This is a genomic window from Bacteroides ndongoniae, from assembly GCF_900108345.1.
In the GTDB taxonomy this organism is placed as follows: Bacteria; Bacteroidota; Bacteroidia; order Bacteroidales; family Bacteroidaceae; genus Bacteroides; species Bacteroides ndongoniae.
Window position 1 is genome coordinate 755,644 of sequence record NZ_FNVV01000014.1, and the last position, 16,836, is coordinate 772,479.

General features: G+C 51.0%; 18 protein-coding genes. 11 read left to right on the forward strand and 7 right to left on the reverse strand.

What is annotated here, in order from left to right:
- The 4 genes from BQ5591_RS14135 to BQ5591_RS14150 all read left to right on the forward strand — a co-directional run bounded on the left by BQ5591_RS14135 (window position 1) and on the right by BQ5591_RS14150 (window position 2,537).
- On the forward strand, window positions 1–234 hold the full coding sequence (locus tag BQ5591_RS14135; protein ID WP_071149842.1) for a hypothetical protein: 234 nt from the start codon (window positions 1–3) through the stop codon (window positions 232–234).
- Window positions 235–295: 61 nt separating this feature from the next.
- Window positions 296–688, forward strand: a complete 393-nt coding sequence (locus BQ5591_RS14140) for a hypothetical protein (RefSeq protein ID WP_071149843.1) — start codon at window positions 296–298, stop codon at window positions 686–688.
- An 11-nt stretch (window positions 689–699) separates the two neighbouring features.
- Complete coding sequence (locus BQ5591_RS14145; RefSeq protein WP_071149844.1) at window positions 700–1,989, forward strand: DUF3440 domain-containing protein; 1,290 nt, start codon at window positions 700–702, stop codon at window positions 1,987–1,989.
- The gene (locus BQ5591_RS14150) at window positions 1,986–2,537 is read left to right on the forward strand and encodes an IbrB-like domain-containing protein (protein ID WP_071149845.1); all 552 of its coding nucleotides are present in this window, start codon (window positions 1,986–1,988) and stop codon (window positions 2,535–2,537) included. The genes BQ5591_RS14145 and BQ5591_RS14150 overlap by 4 nt, the downstream gene beginning before the upstream one ends.
- A 47-nt stretch (window positions 2,538–2,584) precedes the next feature.
- Here BQ5591_RS14150 and BQ5591_RS14155 read toward each other — a convergent pair whose 3' ends face one another.
- The gene (locus tag BQ5591_RS14155) at window positions 2,585–3,508 is read right to left on the reverse strand and encodes a glucosaminidase domain-containing protein (RefSeq protein ID WP_022163974.1); all 924 of its coding nucleotides are present in this window, start codon (window positions 3,506–3,508) and stop codon (window positions 2,585–2,587) included.
- 146 nt (window positions 3,509–3,654) lie between these two features.
- Here BQ5591_RS14155 and BQ5591_RS14160 point away from each other — a divergent pair, with 146 nt between their 5' ends.
- Both BQ5591_RS14160 and cdd read left to right on the forward strand, forming a co-directional pair.
- On the forward strand, window positions 3,655–4,320 hold the full coding sequence (locus BQ5591_RS14160) for a DUF4476 domain-containing protein (protein ID WP_071149846.1): 666 nt from the start codon (window positions 3,655–3,657) through the stop codon (window positions 4,318–4,320).
- 62 nt (window positions 4,321–4,382) lie between these two features.
- Complete coding sequence (gene cdd / locus BQ5591_RS14165) at window positions 4,383–4,871, forward strand: cytidine deaminase (protein ID WP_022163972.1); 489 nt, start codon at window positions 4,383–4,385, stop codon at window positions 4,869–4,871.
- An 18-nt stretch (window positions 4,872–4,889) separates the two neighbouring features.
- On the opposite strand, the gene BQ5591_RS14170 is transcribed toward cdd, so the two are convergent.
- Genes BQ5591_RS14170 through BQ5591_RS14180 form a run of 3 tightly spaced genes read right to left on the reverse strand, consistent with a single transcriptional unit; the run spans window position 4,890 to window position 7,898 of the window.
- Window positions 4,890–6,035, reverse strand: coding sequence for a cytochrome d ubiquinol oxidase subunit II (locus BQ5591_RS14170; RefSeq protein WP_071149847.1), 1,146 nt, complete (start codon window positions 6,033–6,035; stop codon window positions 4,890–4,892).
- Between the two features lie 46 nt (window positions 6,036–6,081).
- A complete protein-coding gene (locus tag BQ5591_RS14175; protein WP_071149848.1) occupies window positions 6,082–7,623 on the reverse strand; it encodes a cytochrome ubiquinol oxidase subunit I in 1,542 nt (513 codons plus the stop codon).
- A gap of 53 nt (window positions 7,624–7,676) precedes the next feature.
- Window positions 7,677–7,898: a DUF4492 domain-containing protein gene (locus tag BQ5591_RS14180; RefSeq protein WP_022163969.1), complete on the reverse strand. Its 222-nt coding sequence runs from the start codon at window positions 7,896–7,898 to the stop codon at window positions 7,677–7,679.
- Window positions 7,899–8,167: 269 nt separating this feature from the next.
- On the opposite strand from BQ5591_RS14180, the gene BQ5591_RS14185 reads away from it, so the two are divergent.
- The 5 genes from BQ5591_RS14185 to nudC all read left to right on the forward strand — a co-directional run bounded on the left by BQ5591_RS14185 (window position 8,168) and on the right by nudC (window position 14,268).
- Entirely contained in the window at window positions 8,168–9,652 is a 1,485-nt protein-coding gene (locus BQ5591_RS14185) for a 4Fe-4S binding protein (RefSeq protein ID WP_071149849.1), read from the forward strand.
- Between the two features lie 90 nt (window positions 9,653–9,742).
- Complete coding sequence (locus BQ5591_RS14190) at window positions 9,743–11,131, forward strand: aldo/keto reductase (RefSeq protein ID WP_022163966.1); 1,389 nt, start codon at window positions 9,743–9,745, stop codon at window positions 11,129–11,131.
- A gap of 11 nt (window positions 11,132–11,142) precedes the next feature.
- Window positions 11,143–11,562, forward strand: a complete 420-nt coding sequence (locus BQ5591_RS14195; RefSeq protein WP_071149850.1) for a DUF1893 domain-containing protein — start codon at window positions 11,143–11,145, stop codon at window positions 11,560–11,562.
- Window positions 11,559–13,442 (forward strand): TonB-dependent receptor, encoded by a 1,884-nt coding sequence (locus tag BQ5591_RS14200; RefSeq protein ID WP_083380990.1) that lies wholly within the window; start codon window positions 11,559–11,561, stop codon window positions 13,440–13,442. The genes BQ5591_RS14195 and BQ5591_RS14200 overlap by 4 nt, the downstream gene beginning before the upstream one ends.
- A 22-nt stretch (window positions 13,443–13,464) precedes the next feature.
- Window positions 13,465–14,268: an NAD(+) diphosphatase gene (gene nudC / locus BQ5591_RS14205; RefSeq protein WP_071149851.1), complete on the forward strand. Its 804-nt coding sequence runs from the start codon at window positions 13,465–13,467 to the stop codon at window positions 14,266–14,268.
- A 22-nt stretch (window positions 14,269–14,290) separates the two neighbouring features.
- Here nudC and BQ5591_RS14210 read toward each other — a convergent pair whose 3' ends face one another.
- From BQ5591_RS14210 to BQ5591_RS14220, 3 genes are all read right to left on the reverse strand, one after another.
- Window positions 14,291–14,533, reverse strand: coding sequence for a DUF6965 family protein (locus tag BQ5591_RS14210; protein ID WP_022162273.1), 243 nt, complete (start codon window positions 14,531–14,533; stop codon window positions 14,291–14,293).
- Window positions 14,534–14,604: 71 nt separating this feature from the next.
- Complete coding sequence (locus BQ5591_RS14215) at window positions 14,605–15,720, reverse strand: ABC transporter permease (RefSeq protein ID WP_071149852.1); 1,116 nt, start codon at window positions 15,718–15,720, stop codon at window positions 14,605–14,607.
- 5 nt (window positions 15,721–15,725) lie between these two features.
- The gene (locus BQ5591_RS14220) at window positions 15,726–16,829 is read right to left on the reverse strand and encodes an ABC transporter permease (protein ID WP_071149853.1); all 1,104 of its coding nucleotides are present in this window, start codon (window positions 16,827–16,829) and stop codon (window positions 15,726–15,728) included.
- Window positions 16,830–16,836 lie beyond the last annotated feature (7 nt).

The window sequence follows — 16,836 nt, forward strand, 5'->3', positions numbered from 1 at the left end:
ATGGAAAACCCGAGGACTTTTCTCACAAAACCCGAGGAGTTTTCCGACAAAATCCGAGGAGTTTCGTTTGCAAACCCGGGGAGTTTTCCGACAAAACCCGGGGAGTTTTGCCCGTTCCCTCCACATGCTTTTCCTGACGAGGTTGCCGACATTCAAAAACGATACCGCATCAAGCATCTCGATGCTGGTGGTCTGGAGCACATCAGAAAGCAGCTCATTGTTAATTTTCACTAAGGGAATAGCGACACAACCCCGAAAAGCCTTACTTTTAAAGCCCAATAAGCGCAAACAGAATATGATGGAAATTACAAAACTGGACGGAACGGACGAAAGGCTCTATCCACTGGTAGGCCCCTTGGTGATGAATCCCAAAGTGCTGAAGCAGAACAACAACTACCCCTTCCGTACATCGGAAAGCTACACATGGTACATAGCCCGGGAGGAGAAACATGTGGTGGGCTTCGTGCCACTGGAGCAGAAAAAAAACGGCTACGTCATCAACAACTACTACATCGAAGGCAAGGCGGCACCCGTGCTGGAAGCCCTGCTAAAGCAGATTGCGGAAGACACGGCCGGCAGCCTGCCCCTGTATGCGGTAGCGTTGCTGGACGATGCCGATGTGTTCGAGGGACAAGCATTCGTCGTCGAGAAAAAATGGACACGCTACGTCCGGATGAGGAAAGATTAAAGAAAGACTCCATGAAAAACAATAAAAACGTCTACGAACTGACTCAGGAACGGCTTGCAATGATCTTCAGAGACTTTGACAACGTGTGCGTATCCTTCTCGGGTGGAAAGGACAGCGGACTGCTGCTGAACCTCTGCATCGACTACGTGCGGCGGAACCGCCTGAACCGGAAAATCTGCGTATTCCACATGGACTACGAAATACAGTACACCCATACCATCGACTTCGTGAACCGCATCCTGGAGGCCAACCGCGACATTCTGGAAGTGTACCGCATCTGTGTGCCCTTCCGCGTGCCCACCTGCACATCCATGTACCAGAGCTTCTGGCGGCCGTGGGACGAACGGATGAAAGACATCTGGGTGCGCCCCATGCCCGCCGACTGCTACACCCGGAGCGACTTCCCCTTCTACTACGAAAAGATGTGGGACTACGAATTTCAGATGCACTTTGCCAAGTGGCTGCACGCTCGGAAAGACGCCGTACGCTCCTGCTTCCTGATAGGCATCCGCACACAGGAAAGCCTGAACCGCTGGCGCAGCATCCACCTGAACCGCAAAATACACATGTACCACAACTATCGCTGGACATCGCGCATCGGCAACGACGTCTACAATGCCTATCCCCTGTACGACTGGAAAACCACCGACGTATGGACAGCCAACGGTAAGTTCCGCTTCGACTACAACCGCCTTTACGACCTCTACTACAAGGCAGGCGTCAATCTGGAACGGCAACGGGTAGCCAGCCCCTTCCTGTGCGAGGCGATGGAAAGCCTCTCCCTGTACAAGACCATCGACCCCGACATGTGGGGAAAGATGATAGGCCGCGTCAACGGAGTGAACTTCACAGGCATCTACGGAGGTACGCACGTCATGGGATGGCAAAGCATACGCCTGCCGCAAGGATACACGTGGAAAGAATTCATGCAATTCCTGCTCTCTACCCTGCCCGAACCAACCCGGCGCAATTATCAGCGGAAACTGACCGTCAGCATAGAATTCTGGCGCACACGGGGCGGATGCCTCAGCGAAACAACCATCCAGCGCCTCAAGGAAGCCGGAGTGAACTTCGAAGTAATGGAGACTACCAATTACAAGACCACCAAGAAACCCGTCCGGATGGAATATCTGGACGACATCGACATCCCCGAGTTCCGCGAAATACCCACCTACAAACGCATGTGCATCTGCATTCTGAAGAACGACCATGCCTGCAAGTACATGGGCTTCTCGCTGACCAAGGAAGAAGTGCGCAAACGCAACAAGATTATGGAACAATTTAAAAATATGCACCTATGAACGAAAGTCCAAGCCCGGTATACAACGTACAGGCCGTACCTATCGAGAAAGTACAGGCCAACGACTACAATCCCAACGTAGTAGCTCCACCCGAAATGCGGCTGCTGGAACTGTCCATCTGGGAAGACGGTTTCACCATGCCCTGTGTCTGCTATTACGACCGCGAAACCGATACCTACATTCTGGTGGACGGCTACCACCGCTACCAGGTGATGAAAACCTCGCGGCGGATATTCGAACGCGAAAAAGGCCTGTTACCCGTAGTGGTGATAGACAAAGACCTGTCGAACCGCATGGCTTCCACCATCCGGCACAACCGTGCCCGGGGCACACACAACATCGAACTGATGTGTCACATCGTGGCCGAACTGGACAAAGCCGGCATGTCCGACCAGTGGATTATGAAACACATCGGGATGGACCGCGACGAACTGCTTCGCCTGAAACAGATTTCGGGACTGGCCGACCTGTTTGCCGACAAAGACTTCAGCATCCCCGAACAGGACAACATCGACTGCGCATACATGCCGCTGGAAGACGAACTGTAGCCAAAACCTCCCTGCGCCACTATCCCGCAACAGCCGCAGGACAGTTGTCAGCGCAGGCGCAGGCGGTCGCCTACCTCGGGAACGTACTCTTCGACATCCTTACGGTTCATCTTATAGAGGTTCTTCAGCCGGATGCCGTACTTCTGGGCAATGGAGTGCATGGACTCACCGTCGCGCACGATGTGGACCGTATAAGGTTTCTGCGCCTTCTTGTTTTTCTTCTTCAGGTAGATGATGTCGCCCGCCTCGATGGTGTACTCCTTATGCAGGTCGTTGTAATCGACCAGCTTCTTCCAGCTGATGTCGAACTCACCGCCCAGCAGACGGAACGTATCGCCGTCGCGTGCCACGACGTAAGCCAGACCGTTGGCCAGATATACCTGATGCGGATTGGCCAGCCAGGGTTTCTTCTTCAGCTCCTTTTCCCAGCGACGCGCCTCGCGCTTGCTCATGCCCTTGGTGTCGTACTTATAGAGCTCGTAATCCTCGATAATGGTAATCAGACGGTTGGCATACGACGGATCAGTGGCATATCCCGCTTTCTTCAACCCCTTTGCCCAGCCCTTGTAGTCGGTAATCTTCAGTTTGAAGAGGAAAGCATAGCGGGCACCCTGCCTCAGGAATTTCGAGTGATCTTCGTACGAGTCCTCTACCTTGCGATAAGCCCTGAAACATTCGCCACGGGCATCATCGTCGTGATAGACTTTGCGACCGCGCCAGGTATTGTGACACTTGATGCCGAAATGGTTGTTGCTTTTACGGGCCAGCACACTCTGCCCCGCTCCGCTCTCCAGCAATCCTTGCGCCAAAGTGATACTGGCCGGAATCTTATAACGGTTCATCTGGTCGATGGCCAGTTCGGAATATTGCTTGATATAGTCGTTGTAACGAGAGTTCCGGCGCTGCGCCGAGGCAGGCAGAAACAGAATTAATAAGGCTACAAAAGCCCACAGTCGGAACGTATATTTCATTTCTTTACCTTTGATTTCGGCGCAAAAATCTGCAAAAGAATCGAAAAAAACAATCCTTTTACTATTTATTAGCTACCCGATGAGGCATAAATAAGTTAAATTGGCTACATTTGAAACCGAGTTAACAACCTTATCCGAAAACAAAAATGAAATGTAAACGCTATCTTATAGGAGTAGCAGCCATGTATCTGCTCTTGCAGACTTCCTGCTCAAGCATGTTCTATTCCAACTCCAATGTTCTGGGCCAAATCAAACAGGGCATGTCACCCGAAGAAACCACAAAAATACTGGGAGAACCCGAATACCGCCGCCTGGACTACGGACTGGAGGAATGGGAGTACCGGAAAATGCTGAACCCGCTGGATAGTGAAGCCACCGTCATCATCGTACGCTTCGAAGAGGGGCGCCTGGTCTACATGGATTCTTTCAAGACATCGGAACGCCAGCCAGTCATGCCCGAGCCGCCCGTCACTGCCCCGCAGGAACCACCGGTAGTTGTTGTTCCGGGACATAAGCCGCGTCCCGTGGTACGTGCCATCAGCGACAAACAGTTCACCGACTTCTACAACAAAGTGAAGGCACGTCTTTTTAAAGACGAACAGATGAAACTGATACGTGCCGGCGCCGACAACAAATACTTCACCTGCCAGCAATGCGCCCGCATGATGTCACTGTATGTCTTCGATGACGACAAGATGGAAGTGCTGAGAATATTCGCGCCCCGCATCGTCGACAAAGAGAATTACGAAACCGTAACCAAATCCCTTTCGCTTTTCGAACAAGAAAAAGCGATGAAGCTGCTGGGAATATAAATCCGGCAAGCAGGGAAAAGGCTTAACCCCGATAATCATTCACTTATAATAAACCTTGCACCATGAAACAACTGAATATCCGTATCGATGTCCAGGTATATGCTTACGACGAACTGGACAACGCCGACCGCGAACTGATAGACAACGCCTGCGAGGCTACCCACCGCAGCTATTCGCCCTACTCGCACTTCTCGGTAGGAGCTGCCGCACGCCTGGCCGACGGTACTGTCGTATGTGGCAGCAACCAGGAAAACGCAGCCTATCCGTCGGGACTCTGTGCCGAACGTACGACCCTGTTCTACGCCAACTCACGCTATCCCGAACAAGCCGTGACCACACTGGCCATCGCCGCCCGCAACGAACAAGGCGAATTTCTTGACGATCCGATTCCTCCCTGCGGTGCCTGCCGTCAGGTGATGCTCGAAACCGAAACACGCCACCAGCGCCCTATGCGCATCCTGCTGTATGGACGGAAAGGCATTTACGAGATAAAACGCGTTGGCGATCTGCTTCCGCTTTCGTTCGACGCATCGAACATGGAAGTCAAATGATATAGCATAGGACGGGCATCAATAAGTATGCCCGTCTTTCATTTCGTCTGCATCAATCTTATGGCTGTCGATACGACGCCAGGCATAGAAGATGTAGGCCAGCACAAAAGGTACCAGGATGGAAACATAAGCCATCACTTCGAGCGTAAAACGGCTGGAGCAACTGTTGGCCAGCGTCAGCGAACTTTGCAGGTCGGCCACGGAAGGATAATAAGCCGTATGGTTATAGCCTGCCGTCAGTAAAAGAGCAAAGACCGCAAGTATCGTTCCCGCACCAGACAACCAGATTCCTTTGTCATAACCGGGTTTCCATAAGGTACGGACAATGCCACCCAGCACCCCTGCAACTCCTAACAGAAAAATGACAAGTACCCAGGGCATAGCCAGAAAGTTGTGCAGATATTTGTATGGCTCCATGCAAATCCAGCCGTTTTCGGGCTGTACGGCAAAGCCGTCGGCTACCAGCGTACGTACCAGAAACGCCAGAAAGAAAATCAGGAACAGCACGGAGTTTCCCCACAACGAACGGCGACAACGCGCAACAAGCTCCGTATCGGCTATGTTGTTGATAAAGTAGAGAGCACCCAGCACCCGCGCCAGGAAAAAGACAGCCAGTCCCATTACCACGTTCCACGGATTTGCCAGTGCGTCCAGCCCATGCCAGCCGTTGGCCCAGCGACTGATGACGGGCATCAGCGTATCACCCATATTATCCTTGTCGATAATGAATGCAGAACCGGTAAAAAACGTCGCTACCGCACCGCCCAACAGCACAGGCCCCACTACTCCGTTGATGACCAGAAACACACGATAGGTGTTCTTACCCAAAAGATTGCCCGCCTGCGACTGAAATTCGTAACTGACAGCCTGCAATACGAAACTGAACAGAATAATCATCCAAAGCCAGTAGGCACCGCCGAAACTGGTGCTATAGAACAATGGGAAAGAAGCGAAAAACGCACCACCGAAAGTAACCAGTGTAGTAAACGTAAACTCCCACTTACGTCCCGTCGAATTGATCATCATTTTGCGGTGTTCTTCCGTCTTGCCCAGACAGAACAGCAATGAGTTACCACCCTGCACAAACAACAGGAATACAAGAAAAGCACCCAGTAGCGAAACTATTGCCCACCAATATTGCTGAAGAAAAGCATAAGTATCCATAAATACAGAATATTCTTTTTTTGATTTTACGATAAAACGACAGTGTTTAGAATCCCTTGCGAATGGCTCGTAGCATGATGCCTATCTCGGCTATCAGCAATACCGTGAAGAGGACTAAGAAGATGAAGAAAGTTGTCTGCACCGAACCCACGTCGAGCCTCGAAATGGCAGCCGAAGTAGGCAGCATGTCCTGTATGGCCCAAGGCTGACGGCCGCATTCGGCCACTACCCAACCGGCCTGTCCGGCCAGATAACCCAACGGAATAGTGAACAGGGCAATCCAATGCATCCAGCGCATCTCTGCCAGATTCTTCCGGTAGACCAAAAACAGAAGCACTGCAAAAAACAGGATGAAATATCCACCCAGCATCACCATGACCCGGAACATGTAGAACGTAAGCGGCACATTAGGCACCAGCTCGTTGACATCCTTTATATACCCGTAACCAAAATAAGCTACATTGTCCTGCAACACTACGGCTGCTTCAGCCGCAACTTCTTCATTGCCGTCGGCCTTAGCCGTGCGATAAGCGGCAAAAGCAGCTATTGCCTTCCGGCCACGCGCCATCTTCTCCTCAGCCGACAAAGCCTGACTGCCATCTTTCAGCCGGTAGCCTCCTTCCAACAAATTATTGATGCCCGGCACAAAAGCATTCGGATCGCGTTCGGCCAGGAGCGATAGCATCTTGGGCAATTCGATACGCATCAGAAAAGGTTCTACCCCGTCAGCCGGTGTCTGTTTGTCCGGATTCAGAATGCCGAAAGCCACCAGTCCGGCTCCTTGCTGTCCTTCGTAATAGCCTTCCATGGCTGCCAGCTTCATAGGCTGTTTCTGGGCTACCTGATACCCGGAACCATCACCCGTCCAGGCCGACATCAGTGCGGCAAACAAACCTACCCAGGCCCCTACCCTGATACTGGCCAGCGCAAACTCCTTGTGACGGCGCCGCAACAGGTACCAGCAACTGACACCCACTACAAAAACGGCACCCAATACCCAGCCCGAAAGTATGCTATGAAAAAACTTATTAACGGCCATCGGCGATGTGGCCACAGCCCAGAAGTCGACCATTTCGTTGCGTGCCGTATCGGGGTTGAACACCATACCGACAGGATTCTGCATCCAGGCATTGGCAACCAGAATCCACCAGGCAGAAATCGTTGCCCCCAGTCCGGTGAGCCAGGTAGAAGTAAGATGAAAACGGCGACTCACCTTCCCCCAGCCGAAAAACATGACTGCAATGAAAGTAGCTTCCATAAAGAAAGCCAGTATTCCCTCGATGGCCAACGGCGCTCCGAAAATATCGCCCACAAACCAGCTATAGTTACTCCAATTGGTACCGAACTCAAACTCCAGTATCAGCCCGGTGGCCACACCTATGGCAAAATTGATGCCAAAAAGTCGCATCCAGAACTGGGCAGCCTGCTTCCAGAACTCATTACGGGTACGATAATATATCGTCTCCATAATGCCCATAATCACCGCCAATCCCAAAGTCAGCGGAACAAAAATCCAGTGATAGATAGCTGTCAAGGCAAATTGTGCTCTTGACCAGTCGATCAGGGAAGTGTCAATACTCTCGAACATAGATAAAAGATCGGGTTAAATTACACATAAAATTCAGCCATAAAAAGCTATCCTCACTTTACTGCCCGCTGAATGAGTTCACGGCCTACATAATCGCTCTGTCCGGCTTCATCGGATGCCCGGCTATTAAGAAAATCGGGGAAGAAAAACAGGCGGAGTACAAAGAAAATAACGAACAGCTTTATCAGGATAATAAGCCACAGCGTACGTCCCAAGGTCATACCACGAAAACCGTCGCGATAAAATCTCCATACGTTTGTCAGTGATTGCTTCATAGCAAGCAGATTTTTAAGGATTAGCATCGGGGCAAATATAAAACTATCTGCGCTTCCTCCCAACAAAAAACAGAGAAAAAATAGAGCCCCAAATACCCAAATAAGCAATCCGGGAAAAAGGAACTGTACATTATCCCCCAATCTGCTGTTGCAAGATGTTGCAAAAAGCGTAAAAAGGATAATCAACCGTAAAGTCAGAATTGCTATATTTGCACGGTTATAAAACTATTTTAATTAAGATACACACAAATTTCTAATAACTACTATTTATGTTACGTAAAATCAGACTAACACTTGCTGTCCTGTTCTTCGCACTCATTACGTTGCTGTTCCTCGACTTTACGGGAACGTTGCATACGTGGTTCGGCTGGATGGCTAAAATTCAGTTTCTGCCTGCCCTGCTGGCTCTCAACGTGGGAGTAGTGCTGGCGCTGGTGATCCTCACGCTGTTGCTGGGACGTGTCTACTGTTCGGTCATTTGTCCGCTGGGAGTATTTCAGGACATAGTGGCCTGGTTTTCCAAAAAGACCAAGAAGAACCGTTACCGCTACTCGCCCGCCCTGTCGTGGCTGCGATACGGTGTATTGGGAGTATTCGCCGTCGCACTGGTGGCAGGTGTACACTCGTTTGTCGCCCTACTGGCTCCCTACAGTGCATACGGACGTATTGCCAACAACCTGTTTGCTCCCCTCTACCAGTGGGGAAACAATCTGCTGGCCTACCTGGCCGAACGTGCCGACAGTTATGCGTTCTACGATACCACCGTGTGGCTGAAGAGCGTCCCGACTTTCGTCATTGCAGCCGTTACCCTGGTAATCCTCATCGTACTGGCATGGAGAAGCGGACGAACCTATTGCAACACCATTTGCCCGGTAGGTACCATACTCGGCTTCCTGTCCAGATATGCTTATTTGAAGCCGGTTATCGACACGGATAAGTGCATCAACTGCAACCTTTGCGCACGCAATTGCAAAGCTTCGTGTATCGACATCAAGAATCACCAAATAGACTACAGCCGTTGCGTGGCCTGCATGGATTGTCTGGACAAATGCAAACACCAGGCAGTGAGCTACAGACATCCGGTCAAAGCCGGAGTTGCGAAAGCAGAACCAAAAACCGAAAAAGATAGCTCACGTCGTGCCTTCCTGGCATCGTCGGCACTGGCAGCCTCGGCAGCCGTACTGAAAGCTCAGGAAATGAAAGTAGATGGCGGGCTGGCTACCATCGAAGACAAAAAGATACCCAACCGCAAGACACCCATCCTGCCACCGGGAGCTCAGGGAGCACGACACTTTGCACAACATTGTACCGCCTGCCAGCTTTGCGTATCGGTATGTCCCAACGAAGTACTGCGTCCTTCAACAGATCTGATGACACTGATGCAACCTTTCTCTTCGTACGAACGCGGCTACTGCCGTCCCGAGTGTACCAAGTGTTCGGACGTCTGCCCTACGGGAGCCATCAAACCGATCACGGTAGCCGATAAGTCGGCTATCCAGATAGGCCATGCCGTATGGATCAAACGAAACTGTGTGGTGAAAACCGACGGTGTAGAATGCGGCAATTGTGCCCGCCACTGTCCGACAGGCGCCATAACAATGGTACCTTCGGATGCCAACAATCCGGACTCGCGCAAGTTCCCCGCTATCGACACCGAACGCTGTATCGGCTGCGGCGCCTGCGAGAACCTTTGTCCGGCACGTCCGTTCACAGCCATCTATGTGGAAGGACATGAACGCCACCGGATTATTTAATAAAGAGGAACGGGCAGCAAGCAATAAGCACAAAACACCTGCCCGACTTCTATAACTTCTTTACACTTTATTACTAAACACTTTGCAACAATGAACGATCAAAATCATCATAAAGACATTTCCCGCCGCGAATTTCTGAAAATTGTAGGCATCAGTACAGCTACTGCAACCGTAGCGCTGACGGGATGCGGACCGAAGGATTCGAACTCGGCCTCGCTACAGGCACAGGGAGAAGTTCCGACCGACAAAATGACCCTGCGCGAAAATCCGAAAACAAAAGAAAAAGTCTCCTTACTGGGATACGGATGTATGCGCTGGCCTACCCTGCCCGCTCCTGAAAAAGGAGGTAACGTCATCGACCAGGATGCCGTAAACGAACTGATAGATTACGCCATGGCACACGGTGTGAACTACTACGACACGTCGCCCGTATACGTACAGGGATGGTCGGAGAAGTCGACCGGCATCGCCCTGAAACGCCATCCACGCGAGAAGTTCTTCGTGGCCACCAAGCTGTCCAACTTCTCCAACTATACACGCGAGAACTCCATCGCCATGTACAACCGCTCGTTTTCGGAACTACAGGTGGACTACATTGACTACTATCTGCTGCACTCCATCGGTAACGGTGGCATCGAGACCTTCCGTGCCCGCTACATCGAAAACGGCATGATAGACTTCCTGATGAAGGAACGTGAAGCGGGACGTATCCGCAATCTGGGATTCTCGTTCCACGGAACCAAAGAAGTGTTCGACGAAGTGCTGGCCATGCACGACCAGGTGCATTGGGACTTCGTACAGATACAACTCAATTACGTAGACTGGCAATACGCCTCGGGCAACAACGTAAATGCCGACTACCTGTACGCCGAACTGGAGAAACGCCATATTCCCGCCATCATCATGGAACCGCTGCTGGGTGGCCGCCTCTCGAAACTGCCCGAGCATCTGGTGGCACGCATCAAGCAACGTGGGCCTGAAGCAAGTGTAGCATCCTGGGCCTTCCGCTTTGCAGGCACGTTCCCCGGTGTTCTTACTGTATTGAGCGGCATGACCTACATGGAACATCTGCAAGACAACCTGCGGACCTACTCACCACTCGTACCACTGACTGACGACGATTTCGAATTTCTGCAGCAGACAGCCGACCTGATGAAACAGTACCCTACCATCCCTTGCAACGATTGCAAGTACTGCATGCCCTGCCCCTACGGCATCGACATTCCTGCCGTACTGCTTCACTACAACAAATGTGTGAACGAAGGCAACCTGCCCACCTCGCAGGAACATGCCAACTATCGCGAAGCACGCCGCGCTTTCCTGGTAGGCTACGACCGCAGTGTACCCCGTCTGCGCCAGGCCAGTCATTGCATCGGATGCAAACAATGCAACTCGCACTGCCCGCAAAGCATTGACATCCCCAAAGAGTTGCACCGCATCGACCGATATGTGGAACAACTGAAACAAGAAACGCTGTAACAAAAACAAGAATGAAAGAACTGATAGAAATGCTTCACGCAGGAGGATACTCCTGCGTGATAGCTCATGGTGACTGCATCCGTACGTTCACACAACGGGGTGTAGCCGATCTGTATGACCTGTTGGTGACAGAGCCGGATTTTCTCCAAGGCGCTTCCATTGCCGACAAGGTAATCGGAAAAGCTGCCGCCTCGCTCATGGTGCTGGGCGGCGTAGCCGAAGTCTATACCCGCACCATCAGTGAGCCAGCCCTCCGGTTGTTACAAGAAGCCGGCGCCAAGGTAAGCTGCGACGAAGTGGTAGACCACATCATCAACCGCGACCGTACCGGATGGTGTCCGCTGGAGCAAGCCAGCCGTGACCTCCAATCGGCCAAAGAAATTTTCCCAGTTATAGAAAAATTTATCTCCAATCAGAGAAAAAACGCATGAAGAAACTGAACCTGCTGGAAGGCATGTGTGCCTTCCTGTTCCTGACCGTTCTTCCTGTCCGTGGACAAGAAGACAGTACCCGCATTGCCCGCACGCTGACAACCGACGAAGTCGTTGTGACAGGCACCCGTAACGAAACCGATATACGCCACCTGCCCATGACCATCTCGGTGGTAGACCGGAAGCAACTGGAAAGCAATTACCAGCCTTCGGTGTTGCCAACACTGACCGAACAGGTTCCCGGCTTCTTTACCACCAGCCGAGGCATTATGGGCTACGGAGTATCGACCGGTGCTGCCGGAGGCATGAGCCTGCGAGGTGTGGGAGGAAGCCCTACAGCCGGTCTGCTAGTGCTTATCGACGGACATCCGCAATACATGGGCCTGATGGGACACCCCATAGCCGATGCCTACCAGACGATGATGACCGAACGGGTCGAAGTGCTGCGTGGACCGGCATCGGTACTCTACGGTTCGAATGCCATGGGAGGCGTTATCAACATCGTCACCCGACAAATGCAGGAAGAAGGAACAAAGACCGATCTGCAACTTGGCTATGGCTCGTACAACACACTACAGACCGAGGTATCCAACCGCGTGAAGCACGGACGGTTCAGAAGCGTCGCTACCGGCTCGTATAACCGAAGTGACGGGCACCGTCCCGACATGGAATTTGAGCAATATGGCGGCTACGTCAAACTGGGCTACGACCTCAGCAACCACTGGAAAGTGTGGGGCGACCTGAACGCTACTCACTTCAATGCCTCCAACCCCGGTACAATTGCAGCTCCTTACATCGACAACGACTCGCGCATCACACGCGGCATGGCATCGGCCGCCCTCGAAAACCATTACGACCGTACCTCGGGTGCCTTGAGTTTCTTCTACAACTGGGGGCGCCACAAGATAAACGACGGTTACCATCCGGACGAAGAGCCACAGACTTCCCACTTCAACTCCAAAGACCGCATGATGGGAATCTCGCTGTACCAAAGTGCAACCCTGTTCGAAGGCAACCGCATCACAGCCGGATTCGACTACCAGCATTTTGGCGGAGAATCGTGGTATCAGGTACTGGCAACAGGCGAAAGACAACCTCAGGTAGACAAACAACTGGATGAGTTTGCGGGCTACGTCGATTTCCGACAGAACATCAGCACCTGGCTGTCGCTCGATGCCGGCCTGCGTATCGACTACCACTCGCACACGGGTACCGAATGGATCCCGCAGGGTGGTCTGGCCTTCCACCTGCCCCAGCAAGCCGAAATGAAGGCTATGGTAAGCAAAGGATTCCGTAACCCGACGATCCGCGAAATGTTCATGTTCTCCAAGAATCCTGACCTGAAGCCGGAAAGCCTCGTGAACTACGAACTGTCATACACCCAACGCCTCTGCGACAACCGCCTGAACTATGGACTCAACCTATATTACATCAATGGTAAAAACATCATCATGGTAGATCCTTCGCAGCGCAAAAACATGAACTCGGGAAAAATAGAAAACTGGGGAGTAGAAACTAACATAGCCTACCGCTTCAATGCCCGCTGGCAAGCCAATGCCAACTACAGCTGGCTGCACATGGAGAACCCCGTACTGGCCGCTCCGGAGCACAAACTGTACGCAGGTATCAGCTACCGGCAAGGCCGATGGACACTGACAAGCGGCATGCAATACATCAAAGGACTTTATACTTCGGTTACGAAAGGACAGGAAAAACAGGAAAGTTTTGTGCTCTGGGACTTGAATGCAAGCTATCGACTGTGTAACTTTGCAAGCCTTTTCGTGAAAGGAGAAAACCTGCTGGCACAACGTTACGAAATCAACGCCGGATACCCCATGCCGAAAGCGACTTTCATGGGAGGCATAAACGTGAACTTCTGACCCTAAAAAAGAGAAAAAAGCAATGAAAGATACGAGTGATAAGGCAGCACAATGGTTTGTCTTCTTCAAGGACAACCTGCTGATGCAGAAACAAGCTGATGGCACATGCACTGTGCCTACCGGCAACCAATTGCCCGTTGCGCCTTCCGAAGAACAGCATGTGCACCGGGTGACACTGCCTAACGGTACACAGGTCTACACCTTTTCCATCAATCATCCCATCGCAGAGACAGACCAATGGATCATGACCGGCCTGCGGGCTTCGTTCGACTATCTTCCGTTAGAAGAATACAAGGCTGCCGGAAAAGCTTACCAGATACTTTATTGGGATGCACACAGCCGCTACTGCCCCGTATGTGGCACAGCCACTGAACAACAGACAGACATCATGAAGAAATGTCCCCGATGCGGCAACGAAATGTATCCTCCCATTGCCACAGCCATCATCGTACTGGTACGTCGGGGTGAAGAGATTCTGCTGGTACACGCTCACAACTTCCGTGGCACCTTCTACGGGCTCGTAGCAGGATTTCTTGAGGCTGGCGAAACACTGGAGCAATGCGTCCGCCGCGAAGTGATGGAAGAAACCGGCCTGACCATCCGCAACATTACCTATTTCGACAGCCAGCCTTGGCCCTATCCCAGCGGACTGATGGTGGGTTTCTTTGCCGACTACGAAAGCGGAGAAATAAAATTGCAGAAAGACGAACTCAGTGCCGGTGCTTTTTATCATCGGGACAATCTGCCGGAACTTCCCCGAAAACTGAGCATTGCCCGCAGACTGATAGAAGCCTGGCGGGAAGGAAAAGACCGGCACTTAAAATGAGAGATACAACCGGTCGCAAGCCTTACAGATTATCGGCTTCTACTTTTGCTTTCAGTTTATTCAGACGGTCGATGGCCGCATTGTAGAACGGATCGGGATAGTGTGCTTTTATATCGCTGATATTCGACTGCAAATACATGGATGTATCAAAAACATATTCCGCATCGCTCAGTTCCAACTCTTTAGGCAGTTTTACAGTTTGAGCCCATTCCAGTAAAGCCTTCACCGAAGACTCATCATAAGTATTTTTCGATTCTTCTGACATAGTTTTCTATTTTCCGGCAAAAGTAACAAAAAGATCGGTTATCGCATACTTTTTTCTTTTATGCTTCTACGTCAACTGTTCTTCCTGTAACTCACGACCGCCCACAAGTTGAAGCCTACAGCAAACAGGATCAACGCGCCTAATTGCGGAAGCAAATCAAGGATTCCTCCTCCACGAAGGTATACCGTACGCATTACTTCGACAAAGTATCGCAAAGGATTGATGTAAGTAATGGTTTGCGCCCAACGGGGCATGCTGTGAATAGGAGTAAACAAACCGCTCATCAGTACCAGAATCAGAATAAAGAAAAACATAACAAACATGGCCTGCTGGAGCGTAGAAGAATAATTGGAAACCACCAGACCGAATCCGGATATCAACAGCAAAAAGATAATTGAGAAGAAATAGATGGTGAGGAAATGTCCTACAGGCAAAATGCCATACAATGCCCAGGCCAGCAAGAAGCAGATGGAAAGTACCAAAAGCCCTATCAGCCAGTAATGAATCAGTTTGGCAATGATGAAAGTAAATTTCCCAACCGGCGTCACGTTGATTTGTTCGATAGTACCCGCTTCTTTCTCACCGACCACATTCAGCGCCGGCAGTGCCCCGCATATCAGCGTCAGCAGCATTACCATCAATGCCGGTACCATAAAAAGCTTGTAATTGAGCCTGGGATTGAAAAGATTCAGTGTCTGTACTTCTACTTGAGGCAAACGGACAACGGAAGAAGCAGACCGCCCTTCGCTTTCTGCCAAATCACGGGCATAATCAGAAACAATAGAAGCCAGATAAGAACTCCCCATACCTCCTTTTGTACCATTCACCGCATTGGCTGCAATCAGCAGGCGGGGACTATGACCTGTCATCCAGTCTTTCTCAAAATTACGTGGAATTTCCAATACAATATCCGCCATGCCTTCCTCGACATGTCGCAACCCTTCGTCGTACGTATCCGGACAGGCCTTGACATGAAAGTAGGTAGAAGCCATCACTTTCTCTACCAGCCTCCTCGACAATGCGCTATGATCACCATCCACAATATCCAGCCGTATGTTCTTTATCTCCAGACTGGCTGCCCAAGGCATCAGAATCATAATCATGCAGGGAAACAACAGAATCAGTTTCGGAATGAACGGATTCCGGAAAAGCTGTTTAAACTCTTTTTCTATCAGATATTTTATCATAGCGGTTACTCCAATCTGTTTTTAAACTTCTTCAAACTGACTGTTATCAGCAGAACAGCCATCCCCGACAATACTGCAACTTCGGAAAGCACATTAACTACATCTACCCCTTGTATCATCAGTTTTCGCACAGCCTGTATATACCAGCGTGCCGGAATGAGAGCCGAAATGCCCTGAAGTACCCACGGCATACTCTCGACCGGGAAAATCATACCGGATAACAGCATTGTAGGCATCATCAGCATCAACCCCGAAGCCAACATGGCTGCCACCTGAGTCTGCGTCACCGTAGAAATGAGCAAGCCTAACGAAAGCGACACAAAAATGAAAAGCAACGACACTGCCACAAGCCACAACAAACTGCCCGCTACAGGTACATGAAGCACATAAACCGATAACAACAGGATGGTAGCAAGATTGACAAACGACAAGACAAAATAAGGAACTGCCTTCGACAGAATCAGAAAGAATGGCCGTACAGGTGATACTAACAACACTTCCATCGTGCCCGTCTCTTTCTCGCGTACAATTGATATGGAAGTCATCATGGCGCAAATCAGCATCAGAATGAGTCCCATGACGCCAGGCACAAAGTTGTAGACGCTCTTCATCTGAGGATTATAAAGTAACTTCACTTCGGGTTGGATGGTTGGGACAGAAACACCAGCCGGTAACAGTTGGCGCGTGGCAGCGGCAATAATACCTGTAGCATAGCTGGTCTGCATGGTTGCCGTATTAGGATCGGTGGCATCGCAAACAAGCTGCACGGCCGACTCACCCGTATAAAGCCGGTCGGAAAAATCAGGAGTGAACACAACAGCCATGTCTACCTGCGAGCGGCGAAAAGCTTCGTCCATCTCCTGCGGAGTCTGGAAGCGGGCAGACAAAGTAAAGTATTCCGAAGCATCCAGTTGTTCGATAATGCGCCGTGTCAGCACATCATCCGATGGGTCAAGCACCGCCATCCGTACATTCTGTACTTCGGTAGTGATGGCAAAACCGAAAAGAATAATCTGCACCACAGGCATGACAAGCAGGATGAGCATCGTCCGCCGGTCGCGGAAAATGTGCCGGAACTCCTTGCCTGCAAATATGAGAAACTGTTTCATAATCGTC

What these genes read in the sequence shown, in the direction of transcription:
- BQ5591_RS14195 (WP_071149850.1), top strand. Translation starts at nt 11,143, where the DNA reads ATGAAAGAACTGATAGAAATGCTTCACGCAGGAGGATACTCCTGCGTG.
- BQ5591_RS14170 (WP_071149847.1), bottom strand. Translation starts at nt 6,035, where the DNA reads ATGGATACTTATGCTTTTCTTCAGCAATATTGGTGGGCAATAGTTTCG.
- BQ5591_RS14145 (WP_071149844.1), top strand. Translation starts at nt 700, where the DNA reads ATGAAAAACAATAAAAACGTCTACGAACTGACTCAGGAACGGCTTGCA.
- BQ5591_RS14135 (WP_071149842.1), top strand. Translation starts at nt 1, where the DNA reads ATGGAAAACCCGAGGACTTTTCTCACAAAACCCGAGGAGTTTTCCGAC.
- BQ5591_RS14155 (WP_022163974.1), bottom strand. Translation starts at nt 3,508, where the DNA reads ATGAAATATACGTTCCGACTGTGGGCTTTTGTAGCCTTATTAATTCTG.
- BQ5591_RS14140 (WP_071149843.1), top strand. Translation starts at nt 296, where the DNA reads ATGATGGAAATTACAAAACTGGACGGAACGGACGAAAGGCTCTATCCA.
- nudC (WP_071149851.1), top strand. Translation starts at nt 13,465, where the DNA reads ATGAAAGATACGAGTGATAAGGCAGCACAATGGTTTGTCTTCTTCAAG.
- BQ5591_RS14185 (WP_071149849.1), top strand. Translation starts at nt 8,168, where the DNA reads ATGTTACGTAAAATCAGACTAACACTTGCTGTCCTGTTCTTCGCACTC.
- BQ5591_RS14175 (WP_071149848.1), bottom strand. Translation starts at nt 7,623, where the DNA reads ATGTTCGAGAGTATTGACACTTCCCTGATCGACTGGTCAAGAGCACAA.
- BQ5591_RS14200 (WP_083380990.1), top strand. Translation starts at nt 11,559, where the DNA reads ATGAAGAAACTGAACCTGCTGGAAGGCATGTGTGCCTTCCTGTTCCTG.
- BQ5591_RS14180 (WP_022163969.1), bottom strand. Translation starts at nt 7,898, where the DNA reads ATGAAGCAATCACTGACAAACGTATGGAGATTTTATCGCGACGGTTTT.
- BQ5591_RS14190 (WP_022163966.1), top strand. Translation starts at nt 9,743, where the DNA reads ATGAACGATCAAAATCATCATAAAGACATTTCCCGCCGCGAATTTCTG.
- BQ5591_RS14210 (WP_022162273.1), bottom strand. Translation starts at nt 14,533, where the DNA reads ATGTCAGAAGAATCGAAAAATACTTATGATGAGTCTTCGGTGAAGGCT.
- BQ5591_RS14160 (WP_071149846.1), top strand. Translation starts at nt 3,655, where the DNA reads ATGAAATGTAAACGCTATCTTATAGGAGTAGCAGCCATGTATCTGCTC.
- BQ5591_RS14220 (WP_071149853.1), bottom strand. Translation starts at nt 16,829, where the DNA reads ATGAAACAGTTTCTCATATTTGCAGGCAAGGAGTTCCGGCACATTTTC.
- BQ5591_RS14215 (WP_071149852.1), bottom strand. Translation starts at nt 15,720, where the DNA reads ATGATAAAATATCTGATAGAAAAAGAGTTTAAACAGCTTTTCCGGAAT.
- cdd (WP_022163972.1), top strand. Translation starts at nt 4,383, where the DNA reads ATGAAACAACTGAATATCCGTATCGATGTCCAGGTATATGCTTACGAC.
- BQ5591_RS14150 (WP_071149845.1), top strand. Translation starts at nt 1,986, where the DNA reads ATGAACGAAAGTCCAAGCCCGGTATACAACGTACAGGCCGTACCTATC.